Origin of the sequence: Candidatus Protofrankia datiscae, assembly GCF_000177615.2 — a bacterium.
In the GTDB taxonomy this organism is placed as follows: Bacteria; Actinomycetota; Actinomycetes; order Frankiales; family Frankiaceae; genus Protofrankia; species Protofrankia coriariae.
Genome location: NC_015656.1, coordinates 4,428,592 through 4,449,947, shown reverse-complemented (window position 1 = coordinate 4,449,947; position 21,356 = coordinate 4,428,592). Strand labels below are relative to the sequence as shown.

At 70.0% G+C, this 21,356-nt stretch carries 18 protein-coding genes; 12 read left to right on the top strand and 6 right to left on the bottom strand.

The window, feature by feature from the left end:
* Positions 1-246 precede the first annotated feature (246 nt).
* From FSYMDG_RS18685 to FSYMDG_RS18670, 4 genes are all read left to right on the top strand, one after another.
* Positions 247-1,023, top strand: a complete 777-nt coding sequence (locus tag FSYMDG_RS18685) for an enoyl-CoA hydratase/isomerase family protein (protein WP_013874950.1) — start codon at positions 247-249, stop codon at positions 1,021-1,023.
* Positions 1,024-1,028: 5 nt separating this feature from the next.
* Positions 1,029-2,090, top strand: a complete 1,062-nt coding sequence (locus tag FSYMDG_RS18680) for a class I SAM-dependent methyltransferase (RefSeq protein ID WP_083828350.1) — start codon at positions 1,029-1,031, stop codon at positions 2,088-2,090.
* On the top strand, positions 2,087-2,836 hold the full coding sequence (locus tag FSYMDG_RS18675; RefSeq protein ID WP_013874948.1) for an acyltransferase: 750 nt from the start codon (positions 2,087-2,089) through the stop codon (positions 2,834-2,836). Before FSYMDG_RS18680 ends, FSYMDG_RS18675 begins: the two co-directional genes overlap by 4 nt.
* Positions 2,837-3,124: 288 nt before the next feature.
* Complete coding sequence (locus FSYMDG_RS18670; protein ID WP_013874947.1) at positions 3,125-4,174, top strand: M48 family metallopeptidase; 1,050 nt, start codon at positions 3,125-3,127, stop codon at positions 4,172-4,174.
* A 55-nt stretch (positions 4,175-4,229) separates the two neighbouring features.
* Here the strand turns inward: FSYMDG_RS18670 and FSYMDG_RS18665 are convergent, their stop codons facing one another.
* From FSYMDG_RS18665 to FSYMDG_RS18645, 5 genes are all read right to left on the bottom strand, one after another.
* The gene (locus FSYMDG_RS18665) at positions 4,230-5,288 is read right to left on the bottom strand and encodes an endonuclease/exonuclease/phosphatase family protein (RefSeq protein WP_013874946.1); all 1,059 of its coding nucleotides are present in this window, start codon (positions 5,286-5,288) and stop codon (positions 4,230-4,232) included.
* Positions 5,289-5,490: 202 nt separating this feature from the next.
* Positions 5,491-5,718 (bottom strand): hypothetical protein, encoded by a 228-nt coding sequence (locus FSYMDG_RS18660; RefSeq protein ID WP_013874945.1) that lies wholly within the window; start codon positions 5,716-5,718, stop codon positions 5,491-5,493.
* Between the two features lie 174 nt (positions 5,719-5,892).
* The gene (locus tag FSYMDG_RS18655; protein WP_013874944.1) at positions 5,893-7,461 is read right to left on the bottom strand and encodes a 1,4-alpha-glucan branching protein domain-containing protein; all 1,569 of its coding nucleotides are present in this window, start codon (positions 7,459-7,461) and stop codon (positions 5,893-5,895) included.
* Positions 7,458-8,312 (bottom strand): class I SAM-dependent methyltransferase, encoded by an 855-nt coding sequence (locus tag FSYMDG_RS18650; protein WP_013874943.1) that lies wholly within the window; start codon positions 8,310-8,312, stop codon positions 7,458-7,460. The genes FSYMDG_RS18655 and FSYMDG_RS18650 overlap by 4 nt, the downstream gene beginning before the upstream one ends.
* A 529-nt stretch (positions 8,313-8,841) precedes the next feature.
* Positions 8,842-10,293 (bottom strand): hypothetical protein, encoded by a 1,452-nt coding sequence (locus tag FSYMDG_RS18645; RefSeq protein ID WP_013874942.1) that lies wholly within the window; start codon positions 10,291-10,293, stop codon positions 8,842-8,844.
* A gap of 288 nt (positions 10,294-10,581) precedes the next feature.
* Here FSYMDG_RS18645 and FSYMDG_RS18640 point away from each other — a divergent pair, with 288 nt between their 5' ends.
* The 7 genes from FSYMDG_RS18640 (at position 10,582) to FSYMDG_RS18610 (ending at position 18,352) form a co-directional block, all read left to right on the top strand.
* Positions 10,582-11,367, top strand: a complete 786-nt coding sequence (locus tag FSYMDG_RS18640) for an electron transfer flavoprotein subunit beta/FixA family protein (RefSeq protein ID WP_043607045.1) — start codon at positions 10,582-10,584, stop codon at positions 11,365-11,367.
* 14 nt (positions 11,368-11,381) lie between these two features.
* A complete protein-coding gene (locus FSYMDG_RS18635) occupies positions 11,382-12,341 on the top strand; it encodes an electron transfer flavoprotein subunit alpha/FixB family protein (protein ID WP_013874940.1) in 960 nt (319 codons plus the stop codon).
* A gap of 513 nt (positions 12,342-12,854) precedes the next feature.
* On the top strand, positions 12,855-16,109 hold the full coding sequence (icmF, locus tag FSYMDG_RS18630; RefSeq protein ID WP_013874939.1) for a fused isobutyryl-CoA mutase/GTPase IcmF: 3,255 nt from the start codon (positions 12,855-12,857) through the stop codon (positions 16,107-16,109).
* A gap of 218 nt (positions 16,110-16,327) precedes the next feature.
* Positions 16,328-16,834, top strand: a complete 507-nt coding sequence (locus FSYMDG_RS18625) for a MarR family winged helix-turn-helix transcriptional regulator (RefSeq protein WP_013874938.1) — start codon at positions 16,328-16,330, stop codon at positions 16,832-16,834.
* Between the two features lie 132 nt (positions 16,835-16,966).
* Positions 16,967-17,275: a type II toxin-antitoxin system VapB family antitoxin gene (locus tag FSYMDG_RS28815; RefSeq protein WP_013874937.1), complete on the top strand. Its 309-nt coding sequence runs from the start codon at positions 16,967-16,969 to the stop codon at positions 17,273-17,275.
* Positions 17,272-17,895 (top strand): GntR family transcriptional regulator, encoded by a 624-nt coding sequence (locus FSYMDG_RS18615; RefSeq protein WP_013874936.1) that lies wholly within the window; start codon positions 17,272-17,274, stop codon positions 17,893-17,895. Before FSYMDG_RS28815 ends, FSYMDG_RS18615 begins: the two co-directional genes overlap by 4 nt.
* Positions 17,888-18,352 carry an NUDIX domain-containing protein gene (locus tag FSYMDG_RS18610; RefSeq protein WP_013874935.1) on the top strand — a complete coding sequence of 155 codons (465 nt, stop codon included), beginning with the start codon at positions 17,888-17,890 and terminating at the stop codon, positions 18,350-18,352. The genes FSYMDG_RS18615 and FSYMDG_RS18610 overlap by 8 nt, the downstream gene beginning before the upstream one ends.
* 35 nt (positions 18,353-18,387) lie before the next feature.
* On the opposite strand, the gene FSYMDG_RS18605 is transcribed toward FSYMDG_RS18610, so the two are convergent.
* A complete protein-coding gene (locus FSYMDG_RS18605) occupies positions 18,388-19,860 on the bottom strand; it encodes an AAA family ATPase (RefSeq protein ID WP_013874934.1) in 1,473 nt (490 codons plus the stop codon).
* Positions 19,861-20,165: 305 nt separating this feature from the next.
* Between FSYMDG_RS18605 and FSYMDG_RS18600 the strand changes: the two genes are divergently transcribed.
* On the top strand, positions 20,166-21,353 hold the full coding sequence (locus tag FSYMDG_RS18600) for a cysteine desulfurase family protein (protein ID WP_013874933.1): 1,188 nt from the start codon (positions 20,166-20,168) through the stop codon (positions 21,351-21,353).
* Positions 21,354-21,356: the final 3 nt, after the last annotated feature.

The following is a 21,356-nucleotide window of genomic DNA, read 5'->3' as shown; positions in this document are numbered from 1 at the left end:
GATCCGATCATCAGGATCGGGTCGTCACGGCTGCCGAACGCGCCATAGCCGCCAAAAGGTGTCGGAAACGTAATCGTCGCGTATCCGTGAAGATCGAGTCGTCAGGGCTTAGGCTGCCTGAATCAGGGGTGCCGTCTGGACGTCACGGGCCCGGCACGGGTAGCAGCGGATGACAGTTGGCCAACGGCGGGGCGACGGATGGGCCGTACGCCGCCGGAAGCCGGGAATGATCGAGGAGGTCGGTCGGTGGCGGTCGTGGGGTTCGACGTCGACGGCGGTGTTGGCACGATCAGGCTGGATCGGCCCCCGATGAACGTCATCAACAGCGAGGTCACCGCCGGGCTGCGCGCGGCGGCCGACGAGGCGACCAGGCGGACGGACGTGCGGGCGGTCATCATCTACGGCGGCCCGAAGGTGTTCGCGGCCGGGGCCGATGTCAAGGAGATGGCTCCGCTGGACCACGCGGAGATCCTGACGTGGGTGACCGAGCTGACCACCACGTTCGAGGCGGTGGCCCGGATCCCGAAACCGGTGGTGGCCGCGGTGACCGGCTACGCCCTCGGCGGTGGCCTGGAGCTCGCCCTGACCGCCGACTTCCGGGTCTTCGGGGACAACGTCAAGGCGGGACAGCCCGAGATCCTGCTCGGCATCATCCCGGGCGCGGGCGGGACGCAGCGGCTGCCACGGCTGATCGGGGTGGCGAAGGCCAAGGATCTGATCTTCACTGGCCGGCAGGTCCGGGCCACCGAGGCCAAGGAGATCGGTCTCGCCGACCGGCTGGTCGCTCCCGACGACGTCTACACCGAGGCACGCTCCCTCGTCGCCCGGTTCGTCGACGGGCCGGCGGTCGCGCTGCGGGCGGCCAAGCGGGCGATCGACGACGGGCTGGACAGCGGGCTGTCCGAGGGGCTGCGGCTGGAGACGTCGCTGTTCGCCGGGCTGTTCGGCACGCAGGACAGGCGCATCGGCCTGGACTCCTTCGTCGAGCGCGGTCCCGGCAAGGCTGATTTCGTCGGCCGCTGAACGCCATGGACGACGCCGTGGACGTGCCCCGGGCAGGCGATGCGGACCCGGAAGCCGGGACGGACCGGGCGCCTGGAACGGACCAGGAATCCGAGGCGGCCGGGCCGGGCCGGGCGGCCGGGCCGTCGGCGTCCGACATCCGGGCGGCCTGGAGCGACCCCAAGCAGGCGAACATCATCTACCACGACGCCGAGGCCGACTCCTACGACGCCAAGTGGTCGATCTCGTTCGACGACCGCTGCATCGACTACGCCCGGGACAGGTTCGTCACCATCGCCGGGAAAACCGGCTGGCCCTACCCGAACGCCCTCGAGATCGGCGCGGGCACCGGGTTCTTCCTGCTCAACCTGGTGCAGGCCGGGGTGGTCGCCCGCGACGGGGCGCACGTCAGCGACATCAGCCCCGGGATGGTCGCCACCGCGACCTGCAACGCCGCGAACCTGGGCCTGACGGTCGCGGGCCGGGTCGCCGACGCCGAGTTCGTCCCGTACCCGGACGCGAGTTTCGACCTGGTGGTGGGGCACGCCGTCCTGCACCACATCCCGGACGTCGAGCGGGCGCTGCGGGAGGTGCTGCGGGTACTGCGGCCGGGTGGGCGGTTCGTGTTCGCGGGGGAGCCGACCCGCTACGGCGACGTGGTGGCCCGCCGGCTGTCGCGGGCGACCTGGTGGGCGACCACCCGGGTGACCAGGCTGCCGATGCTGCGGGACTGGGCCCGGCCGGCCGAGGAACTCGCGGCCAGTTCCGCCGCGCACGCCCTGGAGTCCGTGGTGGACCTGCACACCTTCGTCCCGGCGGAGCTGGCCGCGCTGGCGCGCCGCGCCGGCGCGGCCGAGGTGAAGGTGCGCACGGAGGAGCTCACCGCGGCCTGGTTCGGCTGGCCGGTGCGCACCTTCGAATGCGCCGTCGCCGAGTCGAAGCTCGGCTTCGGCTACCGGATGCGCGTCTACCGGACCTGGCAGCGCCTTGCCGCCTTCGACGCCCGGTACGCTTCCCGGGTGGTGCCTTCCGGTCTTTTCTACAACGCTCTCGTCACCGGTGTCTGGGCGCCGGATCCACACCGGTGAGAATACTCGGCCGCCGCTCGGGCGGAGATCCCCGGCAGGAGCGTTTCCTCACGTTCTCCGCGGTGCGCTGGATCGTCCGCCATCGGGCCTGGACGCCTTTCTACCTGCGCCGGTACTGGCGGTTCGCGCTGTTTCGGCTACGGTATCCGCAGGTAGTGACCGAGGGTTTCGTTTTTCTCGGGAAGAATGTGGTCCTCGAGGGGCGCCCCGGCTACGGGAGGATCGTGCTGGGCCGCTGGGTGCACCTCGGCGACAACAGCCGGATCCGCTGCCACGAGGGAAACCTGCGTATCGGTGACAAATGTGTCCTCGGGCGAAACGGCACCATCAACTGCTATCTTGACGTCGAAATCGGCGCAAAGTCCCTGATCGCGGACGACGTATACGTTATAGATTTCGATCACGTGTTCGACGATATTCACGTGCCAATCAAGGACCAGGGCATCGTGAAGTCCCCGGTGCGGATCGGCTCGGACGTGTGGATCGGCACCAAGGTCACCGTGCTGCGCGGGAGCCGGATCGGCCCAGGGTCGGTGATTGCCGCGGGTGCCGTGGTGAACGCCGACATCGCGCCGATGTCGGTCGCGGTGGGTGTGCCCGCCCGTGTCGTGCGTAACCGGACAGCGGACTACCAGGCCGCCGAGGCGAAGCGGGCGGCTCTGGCCGACATCGCTCGCAAGACGGCCGCGGCCGCCGCCGGGGTCATCGCGGCCCGCGCCGAGGCTGGTCGTTCCCGTCAGGGATGACCTGTCGCGCCGGCGGTCGAACCGGCGGTCGAACCGGTGATCGGCTCGGTGGCGGGCGCAATGGTCAACACGATGATCGACATGATGTCGGAAAGTCGACTTCATCACCACCGTGGGTGGGGCTTTCGCGACCTTCAGGCGGGCTCTATTATGTCGTCTGACGTCCCGCTTAGATCGACAATATGGTGATCGACCAGTACGACGATCGGCAAGTACAGCGATCAACAATTGTCGATCGAAAAGGTGGCCGACAACAGCGGCCCGGGCGGGTGTCCCGAGAGGTTGAGGATGACCGAAGCCGATGACATCGTAAACATCCGAAAGCTACCGGTGGATTTCACCGAAACGAGCCGACAGGTCGCCGACCGGCCAGAAAAAGGCGGGCGGGTCCGGTTGCCGGGGCTCGACCCCGATGCCTTTCGGCATCCTCTCGACCGGCGGGCCACCCGTGCGCTGCAGCGGATTCCCGGGTTCGACCGGGCCGTGGCGAAATACATCGAATGGGGCGTGGAACGCGGCCACTACGTGGAGCACACGGCGTCCAGCGTGAAAGTGGGGCCGAACCAGCTCCCGGAGATCTACGCGATCCTGCGCGAGGCGTGCGCGATCCTGGACGTTCCGGAGCCCGAGCTCTACGTCCGGCGCGGCCCGGTCGACGCCTACACCGCCGGGCACACCCGGCCCTACGTGGTGTTGTTCACCGACCTGCTCGACATCATGGACACCGACGAGCTGCTGGCCGTGATCGCGCACGAACTCGGCCACGTCAAGTGCGGCCACGTCCTCTACGGGACGATGGCCCGCATCGTCGGCGGTGCCATGGGCGCGGGGGCGGCCCGCAGGGCGGGCGCCGCCATGGGCAACGTCGTCTCCTTCGGGCTGGGAGCGGGCCTGGCGGCCTGGTCCCGCAAGGCGGAGCTGACCGCCGATCGGGCGGCGATGCTCGCCGTCCAGGATCCCGGCCCGTGCGTCCGGATGATGATGAAGCTCGCCGGCGGCGCGACCCGCTGGCTGGACCAGATGAACCCGGAGGCCTTCCTCGAGCAGGCCCGGCTGCTCGACGACATGGTCGAGGAGAGCGCGCTCGCCCGGCTCCACCGACTGCGGATCCGCACCACCGGATCCCATCCGCTCGCGGTCGAGCGCGCCCGCTACTTCGACGAGTGGCTGCATGAGGACGAGCCCCGCAAGATCCTGGAGGGCATCTATGCCGTGCGGGCTGGCAGCCGGCACTGCCTGACCTGCGAGACACCGCCGCGTCCGACCGAGAACTTCTGCGCGTCCTGCGGCACCGGCCTCGCCGTCTGGACGGCCGCCGTCTGGACGGCCGCCGACTGACCTGGCCCGGCCGGCCGCTTCGGCGCACGGCGCAGGCACGGCGTACGGCGAGGGCTCAGCGCAGGGCCAGGTCGACCACGAGTGGTTTGTGGTCGCTACCGATCTTGTTGCCCACCTGATAGCCGGTGACGGCGAACTGCGGCGACGCCAGCACGTGGTCGATCCGTAGCAGCGGTGGCAGAGCCAGGTGGTTGGCGTTCCAGGTCGGGGCCCAGCCTGCGCCGGCCACGTCGTGGGCGTCCCGCAGCCGCTCGTCGAGCAGGCGCGCGAACGGCCGATGGTCGCGGGTGGCGTTGAAGTCACCGGCGAGCACCACCGGGACAGGGGAGAGGGCGGCCTCCGCCCGCAGGGCGTCCAGCTGCCGTCGCCACTGGGCGGCGTAGTCGCGGCTCGTCGGTGACACCGTGTGGACGGCGAAGAGCCGGAACTGGCGGGTGGCGTCCACCCGGACCGTCATCCGCAGCGACGGCAGGTCGGCGATCATCGGAAGCTCCGCCTGGACGAGCGGGAACCGGGAGAACACCGCCACCCCGAACGGATCCGGCCGCGGATGCGCCTCCCGGTAGGCGTAGCCGTCCAGCGCGCCGGACTTCGTCACCGCGTCCAGGGTGAGCGGGGTGGCCTCCTCCAGCACGACGATGTCGGGCCGGGCACGGGTGATCTGGGCGCCGAGCCGCCCGGCGTCGCCGTTGGTGTACAGCAGGTTGGACGTCATGATCCGTACCTTTGCCGCGCCGGCGGGGGCGGCCTCGGGCCTGCCCGGCCACAGCTCGGGCACGGTGAAGGCCAGATGGGCGATGACGGCCAGCAGCGAGACGACCAGCAACCGGTTGCGCCGCAGCGCGAAGGCGGCCGCCAGCGCCACGTAGGCAGGCAGGTACTCGACCGGGGCGAACGCGTTGATCCCCGAGTACGGCCAGCTCAGCACGTCGTCCAGATGGAGCAGCCGGCCCGCGGTGATGATCACGAGGGTGCCGGCGACCACCCAGGAGAGAAAGATCGTCAGGGTTCGTGGCGGTATCACGGCGACGGCGCGGTCCTTCGCCCCCGGCCTGTCCGGCTCGCCGGGGAACACGGGCAGGTCGGAACCGGTCTCCGGATGCGGGGAGGTCATGACAACAGGTTGCCGGTAGGGACGGCCGCCGCGGCCACCAGGGTGGGACGCGGATCCGACACTGCGCCCAACCACACACCAACACCGCGGACGACCGCATGATGACAGCGCGGCTGGCTTCCGCGCTGTTTCCGCCGCCGGTGTGAACGGCGACAGGCATCTCTATGGCAGGAGTGTGAGGGCCGAGGTGTGGGCCCTGGGGTCAGTCCCGCCCGAAGCCGTCGGCCAGAAGTTCGTCGATGCGAGGGGTGATGCCCGAGTGGGATGCGCCTACGCCGACGAAAGCGAGCCTGCGGCGGGCCGGGGTCTCGGCCGGAGGGAGCTGGGCGGCGAGGTCGGCGATGACGTCGACGACATGGGTGCCGCGCCGTTCCGCCTCGGCGGTGAGGCGGTGGACGAGCTCGTCGGGCAGGTCGAGCGTGATGCTCATGCGCTGATTCCACGTCTCCAGGGCTGTTGATCTGGTTCGTCCAAGTAGCCCTCGCGGTGGGTCCGCAGTGGCACGTAACCGGCTCAGGTCCGTGGTTGTCGAGCTGGGTGGATCATCAGGGTGGGAGCTTCTGTCCGCATTGCGTTCCTACAGCTCTACAGCTCTACAGCCCGGTCAGGCCCTGGTGAGCCGGCGGGCGTCCAGGGCGGGGAAGGGGTGGTCCAGGGTGCGGTAGTGGCGGGCGAGCCTGGTGGCGGCGAGCCGGTCGCGGGCGTGGACCGTGTCGGCCAGTGCGTCGAAACGCCCCGCGTGCGTGTAGGCCCGGGATCTGGCGTAGTCCGCGGCGCTGTCGTGGGTGACGCAGAACGCCCAGTCGCTGGCACTGGTGAGGAACGCCTCCCGTGCCATCTGGTCGAGGACGTCGTCCCGCTCGGCCGGGTGGGCGGCGGCGGTCACGACCTCGACCAGCCGCCCGTTCACCTCGGCGGCGAGCTTGGCCAGGTCGGTCACGTCCGCCCAGACGTGGAAGTCCTTGCCGCGTCCCCAGGAGCCCGCCGGCAGGTCGCGGGCGCCCTCGACGTGCCCGGCCGCGGCCGCCTGTGACAGCGTCGCAGCCTGGATGCCGGCGTCGGGCAGCAGGGTGAGGACCGCTTCCAGGAACGCCGGTCCCTCGTGCCAGTGATGGCCGAACAGCTCGGTGTCGAAGGCGCACACGACCAGCGCGCGGCGGCCGTCCCTGGCCGCGGCCAGCTCGGTCAGCCGCCGCCGGAGCACACCGACGAAGCGCGCGGCGTCGTCGGCGGCGGCCCGGCGGGCGGCGGCGGGTTCGTACGGCGCCTTGCGCCCGGGCGGGGTGTCCACGGACGTCACCCTGGACACCCGCAGGCCACTGCCGTGGTCGAAGGTGTGGAAGTCGCGGTACCACGCGCCCCTGGGATAGCCGGCGGTGGGCGACCACACCTCGTAGGAGACGCCGAGGTCGCGGGGGAAGGCCAGCACGCCGCTGCCCGCGACGTCGTAGGCGCCGGCGGTCTCGCCGCCGACGGTCGGGCCGTCCACCACGAAGTGGGTCACGCCCGCGGCGGCGTAGTGCCGTTCCAGCCCCGGCCGGTAGGCGCACTCCGGGGCCCAGATCCCGCGGGGCCGGGTACCGAGGCGCAGGGTGGCGTCGTCGAGGCCGGCGCCGAGCTGGACCGGCACGATCCGCTCGTCCAACAGCGGCAGCACCGGGTGGGACGCCGGCCCTCCGAGCAGCTCGACGACACCGGCGTCGGCCAGGCGGCGCAGCAGCGGTGACGCCCCGTGCCGCCAGCGGCTCTCGACGGCTCGCAGGGCGGCGGTGGCCAGCGCGCCTTCGTGGCCCGCGCCGGGCACGCCGTCCACCAGCGCCCCCTGCGCCCGAAGCTGCCAGTCCGCCACCCATCTGGCCAGCCCGGACAGGCAGTACGGGTCGTCCAGCATGGCGGCCAGCACGGGTGTGACGCCGAGGGTGAGCACGTTGCGCTGGCCGGTGTCGGCGAGACGCTCGAGCAGGTCGAGCAGGGGCAGGTAGGCACCGGTCCAGGCCTGGTAGAGCCATTCCTCGCCGACCGGCCACGCGCCGGCGTGCGCGACCCACGGCAGATGGCTGTGCAGCACCAGGCAGAACGTTCCGACCGGCTCGGCCGGTGTCCGGGCCGCGCCGCGGGCCGGGGTCGGGGAAGCGGTCGGGGTCGGCGCCGCGGGCCGTGCCGGGTGGCTCATGGCCGGCGGTAGGCGACCACGGCCAGGTCGAGACAGGCCGTGATCGGGGTGTCGGCGGTGTCCGGGTGCAGGGCGAAGTCGTCGATGGCGGTGCGGCGTACCCGCTCGGCCAGCGCGGCGGACCACTGCGGGTAGGGGCGGGCGAGCTGGGCGTCCACGATCGCGCCGTTGCGGCGCTCCCAGGCCCGTAGTCGCGGCGCGTGCCAGACGCCCCACAGGCGGGTGACCACGAAATGCTCCTCGAGGAGGGAGACGAGCTCGTCGGGGGCGAGCTCCCGGGTGTGGTAAGGGTTCGCGGGAGCGTCGAGCCCCGGTGAGAAGGTCAGCCGGTTCGGGGTCGTCAGCACCAGCGTGCCGGCCGGGCGCAGCACCCGGGCGCACTCGGCCAGGAACGCCTCCTGGTCGTTGAGATGCTCGATGACCTGCAGGTTCGCGACGACCTCGGCGGTGGCGTCGGCGAACGGCAGCCGCTGGAGATCGGCGCGGACAGGGGTGGTGGCGGGATAGGCGCGCCGGACGTGCTCGACGACGTCGGCGTCGGCGTCGACCGCGACGACCTGGGAGGCGGATCTCGCCAGCATCGCCGCGCCGTACCCCTCGCCGCAGCCCGCCTCGACGACCACGGCCCCGGTGGTGAAGGGGGCGAACGCGGCATAGGCCGCCTCGTGCCGTTTGAACCAGTACCGCTCGAACCACACCCCCGGCACGGTCCGCTCCCCGAAGACCGCCCAGGCGAGCAGCGTGTTGTGGTCATCGGACGTGGGGGTGGCCCCGGCGGTGTGGCGGGGTTCAGCGATGTTGCGGGGCCCGGTGGTGTGGCGGGGCGTCGTCGCCGCTTCGTGCCTGACCATGAAACCCGACCCTACGCACTGGTAACCACAACGTGTCGGCGGCTCTCCACGGACAGCAAAAGGTGTGACTTATATGACGTATTACGGGAGGGCTACGGGACAGGTACGGGATGGGTACGGGATAGGTACGGGATAGGTACGAAAGCAGCGTAAAGATGTAACAAAACAGGGTCCCGTCCGCCTTGATTCGGCCCGTCGCAGTACCAACGAGTCGTAGTGCCAACGGACTGCGTCCGACAGGAAACGGTACGTAATAGTCTACCAGTGGTGGGCGCAACCGCGGTGACGGGCGCCGTGGGCCGTCACCGCGGTTGCCCGTCACAGGGCTCGTTCGCCGTCACAGGGCCAGTTCGCATCTGGCCTGTTCGCATCTGTCGCGTTATGGCTTTCTCATACGGCTCCGCTTGTACCTCTCTATACTAATATATCAATTTCTGTACTAATTTGTACGATTTACGATGTTGAACGCGTTGCCGTGGAGCGCATGCCCGTGGAGCTCCCTGCGGATCCGGTCCGCGGCTTCGGCCGGTCACGCGGAGATGGCTGTCGCGGCCACCCTGGTGGGGACGACGGGGCGGGTCACCAGCGGCGCGGCGTGCCGGCGCCACTCCCGGACGGCGACGACGTCGTCGTGCCGGCTCAGCTCGCGGTCGAGATCGCGCAGCTTCTCGGTGATCCGGGCGGAGTCGAGACCGCTCGCCAGGTCGGCCGCGCGGTTCCCGGCGTCCAGGGCGGCTTCGAGATCCGGGCCGGGCCTGCGCAGATAGGACAGGGCGAGATCCGCCTCGGCATAGCTGCGGGTGCGGGTCCGGGACGGGAGCTGCCGGGCGCGGGACTCCAGCAGCAGGGGCTCGGCCTGCCGGGTCCACCCGAGCAGCATGAAGCAGTGGCCCTTGCACTCGGCAACGTCCGTCTCGTTGTAGTGCGACGACCATGGCGGGTCGTCGCCGTCGCCAGCCCGGTCGAGCTCGGCGTCCATGGCGGCCAGCGCCTTGCAACAGCCGGCCTCGTCGCCGTTGCGGGCCAGGGCCCAGGCGTGCTTGTCGTGCAGCATCACCCGTACCGAGCGGGACGCGACGGAGCGGGAGCGCTCGAGGGCGGCCTTGGCCAGTGCGAGGCTCTGGCGAAGTTGGCCGAGACGCCCGGCCTGGTCGCTCATGGTGGAGAGGATCCGGCTGGCCAGCATGGTGTCCCCGGCGTGTTCGGCGAGGCCGAGCGCCTGAATGTAATAGCGTTGTGCCAGTGACTGACGGTCACAGTCCTGGGCGAGCCAGCCGCTGAACTGGGTCAGCTCGGCCAGCGCGCCGAAGAGATCCGGGGTGTGCCGGGCCTCCAGCGCGGTCCTGGCCCGGTCGTGGAGGAAGGCGACCACCTGTCCACGGATCTCGCCGCTGCCGTACCGGGCGTCAAGTTTGCGGAAGGTCTCGGTCATGTCCCTGATCATCATTGCGGTCGGGGCGGTGGCCGGGGTGTCGTCGTCGACCGTCCTGACGACGCCGGTGAGGCTGGCCAGCACCGAGTCCGCGAAGGCGCTCGCTATGAACGCGCTTCCGTCCTGCAAGAGATCTCGCCTGCGCATGTCGCGTCCTGAGAGTCCGGCGATGGTTCCAAGGGTGCCCACGGGCTGCTCGGCCACGGTGAGCCCGAAGTCGTCCCCGCGAAATGTCTCACCCCGCCAACCGAGGTCTGTCGGGGTGATCCGGTAGCCCACCAGAGCCGACATCTCGGCGGCGGCGAGCTCGGCCACCATGGGGTCGCGGGGGCGCATGCCGCGACGCCAGTGGCCCACCGTGGTCCTGGCCAACCCGAGCTCGATCCGGCGGTGTCGCCGTGCGCGCTCGTTGACCTGCCGGGCGAAACGGGTGTCGGAGATCGAGGTCTCGGCGAGCAGGCGTGCGAACAGTGTGGGGCTGGATCCATCTTTGTCCGATATAGGGCCATCTTCCCGAATGAAGTCGATCAATTCCGATTTTCTATCCATTGTGCCCTAATGGCTCGTGTAATGACTTTTTGTGACGACAGGGTGTTTTTTCAGCCTCGGGGCAGAACGTAGTGATGCGATCACGGTGACGGAAGGGACCGTGCAGAAGTTGGCTTGAATGCACACGTGGGTGCCCTCCGGTGGCAACGTGGACGGAGCATGGCCCCGGGTGTGGGCGGGGCGCGGTACCGGACGCGTCGGCGATCATTGAGCGTGACAACGTTGCCGGTGCGACCATGTCAGGAACAAGCAGACCGATGAAAGTGGCTACGGAGGCCTCGAGGCGTGGTGAACATCGTTGTTACTGTCAAGCAGGTGCCGGACACCTGGGCAGAGAAGAAGCTCGATCCGGTCACCAAGACGATCGATCGTAAGAGCGTGGACAACGTCATAAACGAGATGGACGAATACGGTGTCGAAGAGGCCCTGAAGATCAAGGAAGCTCATGGTGGCGAGGTGACAGTGGTCACCCTGGGCCCGCAGAAGGCCATCGAGACCATCCGCAAGGCACTGTCGATGGGCGCGGACAAGGCCGTGCACATCACCGACGAGCAGCTGGCCGGCTCCGACGCCCTGCAGACGTCCGTCGTGCTCGCGAAAGTTATTTCCACGCTGTCGCCCGACATCGTCATCACCGCGGCCGAGGCCTCTGACGCCCGGGGCGGTGTGCTGGGGGCCCTGCTCGCCGAGCAGCTCGGGCTCCCGCAGCTCACCCAGGCCCGTAAGGTGACCGTCGACCCGGCGGCGGGCACTGTTCGTATAGAACGCCAGGCCGACAACGGCTACGCTCTGGTAGAAGCGTCCACGCCGGCGGTCGTCGGTGTCGTCGAGAAGATCAACCAGCCGCGTTACCCGTCGTTCAAGGGAATCATGGCGGCCAAGAAGAAGCCGCTGACCACCGTGTCCGTTGCCGACGCCGGCCTGGATCCCGCCACGGTCGGGCTTGCCAACGCCGCGTCGACGGTGGTGGACGCCCAGCCGGCGCCGCCCCGTCAGACCGGAACGATCGTCAAGGACGAGGGCGACGGCGGTACGAAGGCCGCCGAGTTCCTCGTCGCGCAGAAGCTGATCTGAGGGGTCCTTATCCGATGGCTGAGGTTCTGGTACTCGTCGAGCACGCGGACGGCGAGCCGAAGAAGATCACTGCCGAACTGCTGACGCTCGCCCGGTCGCTGGGCGAGGCGTCCGCGGTCTTCCTCGGCGCTCCCGGCACGTACGAGAAGGCCAGGGAGTTCCTGGCGGAGTACGGAGCGTCGAAGGTGTACGTCGTCGAGTCCGACGACGTCGTCGACTATGTGGTGGCGCCGGTGGCCGAGGTCCTGGCCAAGCTGGTGACCGACGTCTCGCCCACGGCGGTCCTCACGGCCGCCACCGCGGAGGCTCGGGAGGCCGCCGCGCGGACGGCCGCGAAGACCGGGTCCGGTCTGCTCTGGGACGCCGTTGCCGTCGCGGCGGACCTGACCGCGACCCAGGGCATCTTCGGTGGCTCCACGATCGTCACCTCGAAGGTCACCAAGGGGACACCGATCTTCGTGGTGCGGCCGAACACCACCGCCCCCGAGGCCGCGCCGACCACCCCGGTGACGGAGAACGTCCACATCACGATCTCGGACGCGGCGAAGTCGGCGAAGATCCTCGACCGGGTGGTCGAGGCCAAGTCGGGCCGTCCCGACCTCACCGAGGCGCAGATCGTGGTCTCCGGCGGCCGTGGTCTCGGCGCCGCCGAGCACTTCACGCTGGTCGAGAAGCTGGCTGACAGCCTCGGCGCCGCGGTGGGCGCGTCCCGGGCGGCGACCGACGCTGGCTGGTACCCCCACCAGCAGCAGGTCGGCCAGACCGGCAAGACCGTGTCGCCGCAGCTCTACGTCGCGGTCGGCATCTCCGGTGCGATCCAGCACCGGGCCGGGATGCAGACGTCCAAGACGATCGTCGCGATCAACAAGGATCCGGAGGCGCCCATCTTCGAGTTCGCCGACTACGGAGTCGTGGGTGACCTGTTCAATGTCGTCCCACAGCTCACCGAGGCGATCGAGAAGCGCAAGGGGTAGCCGGGCTGCCGCTTTGCGGCAGCGTGTCCGCGGATGTTCCACCGGTGTCCTTCCGCGGTCTTCCGCGGTCCCTGACGGCCGGATGTTCCCACCCGGGGAACGTCCGGCCGTTGTCGTTCCACCCCCGGCACGGGCGGCCATCTGGAGCTGGAACCGCCTCGGAACGGCCTGACGAACGCTGGCCGCGGACCCCTGTAGGTCCTGGTGGTGTGCTAGGGGTCCGGGCATCGGAACCCCTGCTCGATCCCGTTTCCCGGTCCCTGGGGCTGGTTTCGGATGATGCTGGTCCGGTGTCCGGTGGGTGTCGCCCGGTGGTCATTGCTGGCCCGGCGGGCGCAATCTGGCTGGAACGCCCTCCCGTCGCCTTCCGTTGCGGATGCGGCCGGGAATCTCCGCAAAATGATGATCATGCTGGGGTCTGGACGTCCAGCCTATTGTGTGGGCATCCTAATATCTGCCCATCCAACTATTGGATGGGGGAGCATGCCCGCCGTTGGTCCGGAGGTTTCGAGGATGGGCGCAGCCAGTCAGTCACCCCTGCACGTCCCGCAGCATCCGGTGCGGGTCGTCACCGTGGCCTCCCTGTTCGACGGCCACGACGCGGCGATCAACATCATGCGCAGGATCCTGCAGTCCCAGGGCGTCGAAGTGATCCACCTCGGCCATGACCGCGGTGTGGAGGAGGTGGTCACGGCCGCGATCCAGGAGGACGCCCAGGCGGTGGCGCTGTCGTCCTACCAGGGCGGGCACGTCGAGTACTTCAGCTATCTGGTCCAGCGGCTGCGCGAGCGCGGCGCCGGCCACATCCGGGTGTACGGCGGGGGAGGGGGTGTCATCGTCCCCGACGAGATCGCCCTGCTGCACTCCCGCGGAGTCGCCCGGATCTTCTCGCCGCAGGACGGGCAGCGGCTCGGGCTGCCAGGGATGATCAATATTATCGTCGCCGAGTGCGACACCGACCTGACCATCGACCTGCCGTCGCTGCCGGCGATCACAGCTGGTGACCAGGGTGCGCTCGCCCGGGCGATCACCGTGTTGCAGGGCGGCGCCTCGCCCGAGCTCGCGCGCCAGGTGCGCCAGGCGGCCCGGCCCGGTGTCCCGGTGCTGGGCATCACGGGCACGGGCGGATCCGGCAAGTCCTCGCTGACCGACGAGCTGCTGCGCCGGCTGCGCCTCGACCAGCAGGACAAGCTGCGCGCCGCCGTGATCGCGGTGGACCCGACCCGCCGCCGCGCCGGCGGCGCCCTGCTCGGCGACCGCATCCGGATGAACGTGCTCGGGGACGCCGACGGCCCGTCCACGATCTTCTTCCGTTCGCTGGCAACCCGAGGCGCCGGCAGTGAGCTGCCCGAACGGATCGGCGACGTGATCGCGGCCTGCCAGGCCGCCGGCTACGACCTGGTCGTGGTCGAGACGCCGGGAATCGGCCAGGGTGACACCGGCATCGTCGACCTGGTGGACGTCTCGCTGTACGTGATGACGCCCGAGTACGGTGCCGCGTCCCAGCTCGAGAAGATCGACATGCTGGACTTCGCCGACGTGGTGGCGATCAACAAGTTCGAGCGGCCCGGGGCCGAGGACGCCCGCCGCGACGTCGGCCGTCAGCTGGTGCGCAACCGGGAGGCCTTCGGCTCCTCCTGGGAGGACATGCCGGTGTTCGGGACGAGCGCGGCCCGGTTCAACGACGACGGGGTCACCGCGCTCTACCAGCATCTGACCTCGCTGCTCGGGGCCAAGGGCCTGCCACTGGCCGCCGGCACGCTGCCGCGGGTGTCGGTCAAGGCGTCCTCGGGGCTGACGAGGGTGCTCCCGGCGTCCCGCGTCCGCTACCTGGCGGAGATCGCCGAGACCGTCCGCTCCTACCACCGGCACAGCGCCGAGCAGGTCGAGGCGGCCCGCCGACGCCAGCACCTGCGCACGGCGCACCAGGAGCTCGCCGCCGCCGGTGACCGGCACGCGGGGCTCGACGCCCTGCTCGAAGGCGCCGAGAAGGCGCTGGATCCCGGCGTGCGCGAGCAGTTGGACGCCTGGCCGGCGACGGTGACGGAGTACTCCGGCGAGGAGCTGGTCTACAAGGTGCGCGGCAAGGAGATCCACACGCCGCTGCGCCGCACGACGCTGTCGGGCAGCTCGATACCCCGGGTGGCGCTGCCCCGCATCGGCGACGACGGTGATCTCGTGCGCTTCCTGCGCGCGGAGAACCTGCCCGGCCGGTTCCCGTTCACCGCCGGGGTGTTCCCGTTCAAGCGGATCGGCGAGGCGCCGGCGCGGATGTTCGCCGGCGAGGGTGACCCGTTCCGCACCAACCGGCGCTTCCACTACCTCTCCCGGGGCTCGGAGGCCACCCGGCTGTCCACGGCGTTCGACTCGGTCACGCTCTACGGCCGGGACCCGGCGCCCCGTCCCGACATCTACGGCAAGATCGGCACGTCCGGGGTCTCGATCGCGACCCTGGACGACATGAAGGAGCTCTACGCCGGCTTCGACCTGTGCTCGCCGACGACGAGCGTCTCCATGACGATCAACGGGCCGGCTCCGGCGATCCTCGCGATGTTCCTCAACGTCGCCATCGACCAGCAGCTGGAACAGTTCGCCGCCACCGAGGGCCGCCAGCCCACCCCGGCCGAGGCCGCCGAGGTGCGGGCCAGAGCGCTGACGACCGTGCGCGGCACCGTGCAGGCCGACATCCTCAAGGAGGACCAGGGGCAGAACACCTGCATCTTCTCCACCGAGTTCGCCCTGCGCTGCATGGCCGACGTGCAGGAATGGTTCATCGACCACGGCGTCCGCAACTTCTACTCCGTGTCGATCTCCGGCTACCACATCGCGGAGGCCGGGGCGAACCCGATCAGCCAGGTCGCGTTCACCCTCGCCAACGGCTTCACCTACGTCGAGGCCTACCTCGCCCGCGGCATGCGCATCGACGACTTCGCGCCGAACCTGTCGTTCTTCTTCTCCAACGGCCTGGACGCGGAGTACACCGTCATCGGCCGGGTGGCCCGGCGGATCTGGGCGGTGGCCCTGCGCGAGCGCTACGGTGCCGCCGAGCGGTCGCAGAAGCTCAAGTACCACGTCCAGACCTCCGGCCGTTCCCTGCACGCCCAGGAGATGGACTTCAACGACATCCGCACCACGCTGCAGGCCCTGTGCGCCATCTACGACAACTGCAACAGCCTGCACACCAACGCCTACGACGAGGCGGTGACCACTCCGACCGAGCACTCCGTCCGTCGCGCGCTGGCCATCCAGATGATCATCGACAAGGAGTGGGGGCTGTCCGGCAACGAGAACCCGATCCAGGGCTCCTACATCGTCGAGGAGCTCACCGGCCTCGTGGAGGAGGCCGTACTCGCCGAGTTCGAGCGGATCTCCGAGCGCGGCGGTGTGCTCGGCGCGATGGAAACCGGCTACCAGCGCGGCCGCATCCAGGACGAGTCCATGCTCTACGAGCAGCGCAAGCACGACGGCAGCCTGCCGATCGTCGGGGTGAACACCTTCCTCGACCCCGACGCGGAGGACAGCTCGCAGGGTCCCATCGAGCTCGCCCGGGCCACGGAGGAGGAGAAGGTCTCACAGCTCGAGCGCCTCGCCGACTTCCAGGCCCGGCACGCCGAGGAGGCCCCCGAGGCGCTGCGCCGGCTGCGTGAGGCCGCGGCGGCCGGCGAGAACGTCTTCGACGTTCTCATCGACGCGGTCCAACACTGCTCGCTCGGTCAGATCAGTGACGCCTTCTTCGAAGTCGGTGGCCGGTATCGTCGTAATGTCTGAGCAAACCTAGTTTCCCAGCGCCCTGGCTGGCCAGGGCAGCGCGGTCGTGATTCGCTCGCGTCCGGGGTCCCCGCCGGATCCGGCGTGGACCCCGGACGCGGCAGGTCTCCGACAGGGGTCCGGGAGGCCCACGTTTCCCATGGGCCCGCGGCGGCACGGGGAACAAGGCCCGTGTTGTTCCCGGCCGACCGGCCACGTCGTGGAGGAGCCGTCCGCCCGTGTCCTTTCCCAAACCTCTGCCGTTCGACCCCATCGAGGAGGCGCGCAAGCAGTGGACGGCGCACGGATGGGCCGAGGCGGCTGACGGCATGGCGGCCGTCACGTCCGTGATGCGCGCCCAGCAGATCATCCTGGCCCGGGCGGACGAGGTGCTGCGCCCCTTCGAGCTGACCTTCGCCCGCTACGAGCTGCTCGTGCTGCTGCTGTTCAGCCGGGCCGGCTCCCTGCCGATGAGCAAGGTCGGCAATCGCCTGCAGGTGCATCCGACGAGTGTGACCAGCGCGGTCGACCGGCTGTCCTCGCAGGGCCTGGTCCGCCGCATCCCGCATCCCACGGACCGGCGCACGACCCTGGCCGAGATCACGGCAGCCGGCCGGGAGGTGGCGACCACGGCCACCGTCGAACTCAACCGGCGCCTGTTCGCCGACCCGGGCTTCCCGCCCGAGCAGGTCGGTCCGCTCGTCGACATCCTCCGGGAGTTCCGCAGCCGCGCCGGCGACTTCTGACCTGCCGGCCCCCGGCCGGCCACTGCGTGACCACTTCTGACTGGACGTATCGTGCTTGTCACGATCCACGGCGTCGCGTACCGTTACTCGTGGATCTGCTGATAAGCAAAATGCGCGGAGCTGTGCAGGTTAATGATCCTGAAGGATGTGCGGGCCAGCATCGCTGTCGATGACGAGTTGATCGAAGAGGCCATGCGCCTCTTCGGGGTGAACACCCGGCGCGAAATCGTCGATCTCGCCTTGCGGCATCTCATCGGCCGGGCCGACTTCCGGCGCCGGGCCCTGGCCATGGAGGGCACAGGCTGGGATACGGACATGACCGAACTCCGACCGGATTTCGTGCCGAGCTCCGCCAGCGTCTTGCTCGTCCAAGACCAGACAGCCATGCGCGAACCCGGTCGCAAACTTGGGCCTCGATCGCCGAACAACACGGCGTCGTGATTTCGACCGTCCGCCGCGCGCTCGCGATGCTTGCCGAGCGAGACCTGATCGAACTCGTGCCGAGCCGTGGCGCGATCGTGAGCAAGCGGACAGGCATCGCACGGCAGGCCGCCGACGTCACGCGGCAGGAAGGCACCTGGAGAGGCTTCCCGCTCAGCGTCGTCGAGGCTGGTGCCGAGCCCTTCACCGAGACGACCATCCGCGACGTCGAAGCGACAGCGGAAGTCGCCCCGTGGCTCGCCGTGCCCGTCGGAACGACCGTCCTCGAACGCTTCCGCACACAGGGTCAACTCGTCGACGGCGAGCGCCAACCGCTACAGGTCGCCGTGACCTGGTTCTCCCCGGCGGTTACCGAGCAGCTTCCGATCCTTCGGGAACTCAGTACGGGTCCTGGCGGTATGTACTCGCGGATGACCGACGCCGGCCACGTCCTGCGCTGGGAAGACACAGTCACCGAACGCCCCGCCACGGCTGACGAAAGGTCGCGTCTCGGCCTGCCGGACGGTCAACACGTCCTGTTGATCTGGCGCCGCTGCTATAACCAGGACGACCGGGTACTGGAAGTGACCCGCAGAGCCATCCGCTCCGACCGAAGCCCGGTGGTCTACCGCTATGAATGACGCAGCCCCGCCCACGGCCACGCCTCGCGTGGCGGCCGGCGTGCTGTTCTTCGACGAAGACAGTCGAGTCCTGCTCGTCGACCCCTCCTACAAGCAAGGACTCGAAGTACCCGGAGGCTACGTCGAACCCGGCGAGTCCCCCCACGCCGCCTGCATTCGGGAAGTCCGCGAGGAACTTGGTATCGAACCACCGATCGGTGGCCTACTCGTCGTCGACTGGGCACCTTCCGAACAGGAAGGCGACAAGATCCTTTTCTTGTTCGACGGCGGAGTACTCGCCGAGCGATGGCGACAGCGGATCGCGCTACAAGCCGAGGAGCTGACAGGCTGGCGGTTCTCCGCAGCCGAGGAACTACCCTCCGTGCTTCCGCCGCGCCTGAGCCGCCGCGTCCTGGCGGCCATCACTGTCCGCTCCTCCGAGCGTCCCACCTACCTCGAACACGGCACCACGATCTAGGCGCGGCACAAGCCCACCCAGCCCCGTTCGTAGTTTCAGTCGCCTTCGTAGAGGCGGTGGAGGTCTATGAGGACGATGTCGGGGGTGGAATCGGCGGCGGCGCGTAGGTCGTCGGTGAAGCCGGTGGCGGAGAACAGCAGGAGGCGGGTGCCGGTCACGTCCAGGCCGCCCGTCCGTTCGATGAGCGTGCGGGCGCGTCGCAGTCTGTTCAGATGCTCAAGGCCCAGCTCGACGCCCCATTTGGCCTCGCCGACGGCGACGAGCCGGCGGCGCTTGCCGTCGGCCGGGCCGAGCGCGACGACGTCGAGCTCCATCGCCGCCCGTTGTTCGTGGTCGTGGATGGTGCCATGGCCGATGTCGCCGAGGTCGTCGGTGCCGAGCGTCGCCGGGCCGGTGTACAGCGCCACCCAGGTCCGGCAGATCTCCTCGAAGTTGGGCCCGAGAACCTGGGATGCGAACGTGGCGCGCCGGCCCGGCCAGGTCCTGGCCGCCTGCCCGCGCGCCTCGAGCCGGCCGAAGACCGGCCGCATGACGGCGTGGTAAAAGGCGATCAGCGGCTCGGCGATCCGCCACACCGGCCGCCGGTCGCGCAGCAGGTCGTCCGCCTTGACCAGGAAGCCGGCGTCGGCCAGTACGGTCAGGGGGTGCGCGAGGTCGCCCGTCGGCCGGCCGACCGCGTTCGCGATCGCGCCGCGGGTGACGGCGCCGGTGGCCACGGCTGCCAGCACCGAGCTGTACAGGCCGGGGTCGCGCAGGTCGGGCTCCTCCGCGAGCAGGTAGCGCGCCTCGCGGAACAGCGGCGAGTTGCGGTTGAGGACCGTTCTGACCACCCAGGCGTCGAAGTCGTCGATGCCGCGCGGGCTGTCCCCGCGGGCGAAGTCCCGGTAGGCCGGCGTCCCACCCACGACGGCGTGCGCCCGCGCCGCGAGCCGGTGGTCGTCGATGCCCCAGAACTCCCGGGCCAGCCGGAAGTCCAGCGAGGGCACGAGCAGTTCCATCGCCGCCCGGCCGCGCAGCGGCGCCGGGTCGGCGAGCAGACGGCCCATGACCGTGAGCGCGGAGCCGCACAGGATCAGCCGTGTTCGCGAGCCGGTCCGTTCGGGACGGCGCGGGCCGAACGCCGCCTGGAGTACCGAGGGCAGCTGTGGCGCGGCCTTGACCAGATAGGGGAACTCGTCGATGACGACGGTGGCCGGAGCCTGCCGGCCCAGCCCCAGTATGGCGTCGACCGCCTCGGTCCAGGAGCCGAACGCCAGCGGAGCGGCGGCGCCGACGTGCTCGGCGAAGCGCGCGCCGAACAGCCGCAAGGAGTCCACGGCGGTCCCTTCGAGCGCCTGGTGGTAAAGGCCGCTGGTCTGCTCGCACGCGGCTTCGAGCAGGAACGACTTTCCCTGCCGCCGGCGGCCGGTGACCACGCCCAGCGTCGCGCCCGGCGCCTGGTCCTCACAGAAGCTCGCGAGCGCCGCCCACTCCTCCTCCCGGTCGAACATGTCCACCGGCCGCTCCATCCGCACCATCCATCCCGGCGTCCGAGGCGCCTCCAAGGTCTGTGTTCTAGTGTAACCACGCTTTTATGAAACGTACTTATACTAGAAAACCACAGGTGGAAGCCATGATTTTCGGCTGTGTACGACCGTCCCTGAGGGGATAGCGCGCTTTTCTAGATGCGCTTGACGGGCTGGCGGTGATATTCGGAGGGCGACGGTTCGGTGCAGCCCGCCGCCGTTGGTCGGTCGTCGCTGGCCGGGGCGTCGGGTTGCGGACTGCGGGCGTCGGGCGGGTATCGCCGGCGGGCGCGGATATCCTCGGTGATGTGACCTACCTCGACCATGCGGCGACCACGCCGATGCGTCCGGAGGCTGTGGCCGCCTACAACGCGGCGCTCGCGGACGGCGGGAACGCGTCGTCGCTGCACGCCAGCGGCCGTCGTGCACGTAGGGTGGTTGAAGAGTCGCGTGAGGCCCTGGCCGCCGCGCTGCGCGCCCGCCCGTCCGAGGTGGTCTTCACCGCCGGCGGCACCGAGAGCGACAACCTGGCCATCAAGGGGCTGTACTGGGCCCGCCGCGCCGCCGAGCCGCGCCGGCACCGGGTGCTCGTCAGCGCGGTCGAGCACCGGGCCATCCTCGACGCCGTGATCTGGCTCGCCGAGGCGCAGGACGCCCAGGTCGAACTGCTTCCGGTGGACGCCACCGGAATGGTGCGCCCCGACGTCCTCGCCGCGGCGATCGCGCGGGATCCCGACAGCGTCGCCCTGGTCAGCGTGATGTGGGCGAACAACGAGGTCGGGACGGTCTCGCCGATCGCGGAACTCGCCGCGGTCGCGCACCGGTACGGGATCGCGTTCCACACCGACGCCGTCCAGGCTGTCGGGTCGATCCCGGTGTCGTTCGAGGACAGCGGCGCGGACGCGCTGACGGTCAGCGCGCACAAGCTCGGCGGCCCGATCGGCATGGGCGCGCTGCTGGTACGCCGGGGGCTGACGCTGGCGCCGCTGACCCACGGCGGCGGGCAGGAGCGCGACGTCCGCTCGGGCACCCTGGACACCCCGGGGGTGGCCGCCTTCGCGGCGGCGGCGTCGGCGGCGGTCGCCGAGCAGCCGGCCGAGTCGGTGCGGCTGGCAGCCCTGCGCGACGACCTGGTTGCCCGGGTGCTCGCCTCGGTGCCGGACGCGGTGGCCAACGGAGCGCCCGCCGGCCCCGGCCGCCTGCCCGGCATCGCCCATCTGACCTTCCGGGGCTGCGAAGGCGACTCGCTGCTGCTGCTGCTCGACGCCCACGGGATCGAGTGCTCGACGGGGTCGGCCTGCTCCGCGGGAGTGGCCCAGCCGTCCCACGTGTTGCTGGCCATGGGCGTCGACGAGGCCCGTGCCCGCGGCTCGCTGCGCTTCTCGCTGGGGCGGACGTCCACCGCGGCGGACGTCGACGCCCTGGTCCGCGTGATCATGCCGGTGGTCGGCCGGGCGCGCCGGGCGGGGGCGCTCGCCGGGCTGTCCGGGGGGTGAGCG

Coding starts and splice junctions, on each gene's coding strand:
- FSYMDG_RS18680 (WP_083828350.1), top strand. CDS start 1,029: ATGGACGACGCCGTGGACGTGCCCCGGGCAGGCGATGCGGACCCGGAA.
- FSYMDG_RS18670 (WP_013874947.1), top strand. CDS start 3,125: ATGACCGAAGCCGATGACATCGTAAACATCCGAAAGCTACCGGTGGAT.
- FSYMDG_RS18665 (WP_013874946.1), bottom strand. CDS start 5,288: ATGACCTCCCCGCATCCGGAGACCGGTTCCGACCTGCCCGTGTTCCCC.
- FSYMDG_RS18660 (WP_013874945.1), bottom strand. CDS start 5,718: ATGAGCATCACGCTCGACCTGCCCGACGAGCTCGTCCACCGCCTCACC.
- FSYMDG_RS18655 (WP_013874944.1), bottom strand. CDS start 7,461: ATGAGCCACCCGGCACGGCCCGCGGCGCCGACCCCGACCGCTTCCCCG.
- FSYMDG_RS18650 (WP_013874943.1), bottom strand. CDS start 8,312: ATGGTCAGGCACGAAGCGGCGACGACGCCCCGCCACACCACCGGGCCC.
- FSYMDG_RS18645 (WP_013874942.1), bottom strand. CDS start 10,293: ATGGATAGAAAATCGGAATTGATCGACTTCATTCGGGAAGATGGCCCT.
- FSYMDG_RS18635 (WP_013874940.1), top strand. CDS start 11,382: ATGGCTGAGGTTCTGGTACTCGTCGAGCACGCGGACGGCGAGCCGAAG.
- icmF (WP_013874939.1), top strand. CDS start 12,855: ATGGGCGCAGCCAGTCAGTCACCCCTGCACGTCCCGCAGCATCCGGTG.
- FSYMDG_RS28815 (WP_013874937.1), top strand. CDS start 16,967: ATGATCCTGAAGGATGTGCGGGCCAGCATCGCTGTCGATGACGAGTTG.
- FSYMDG_RS18610 (WP_013874935.1), top strand. CDS start 17,888: ATGAATGACGCAGCCCCGCCCACGGCCACGCCTCGCGTGGCGGCCGGC.
- FSYMDG_RS18605 (WP_013874934.1), bottom strand. CDS start 19,860: ATGGAGCGGCCGGTGGACATGTTCGACCGGGAGGAGGAGTGGGCGGCG.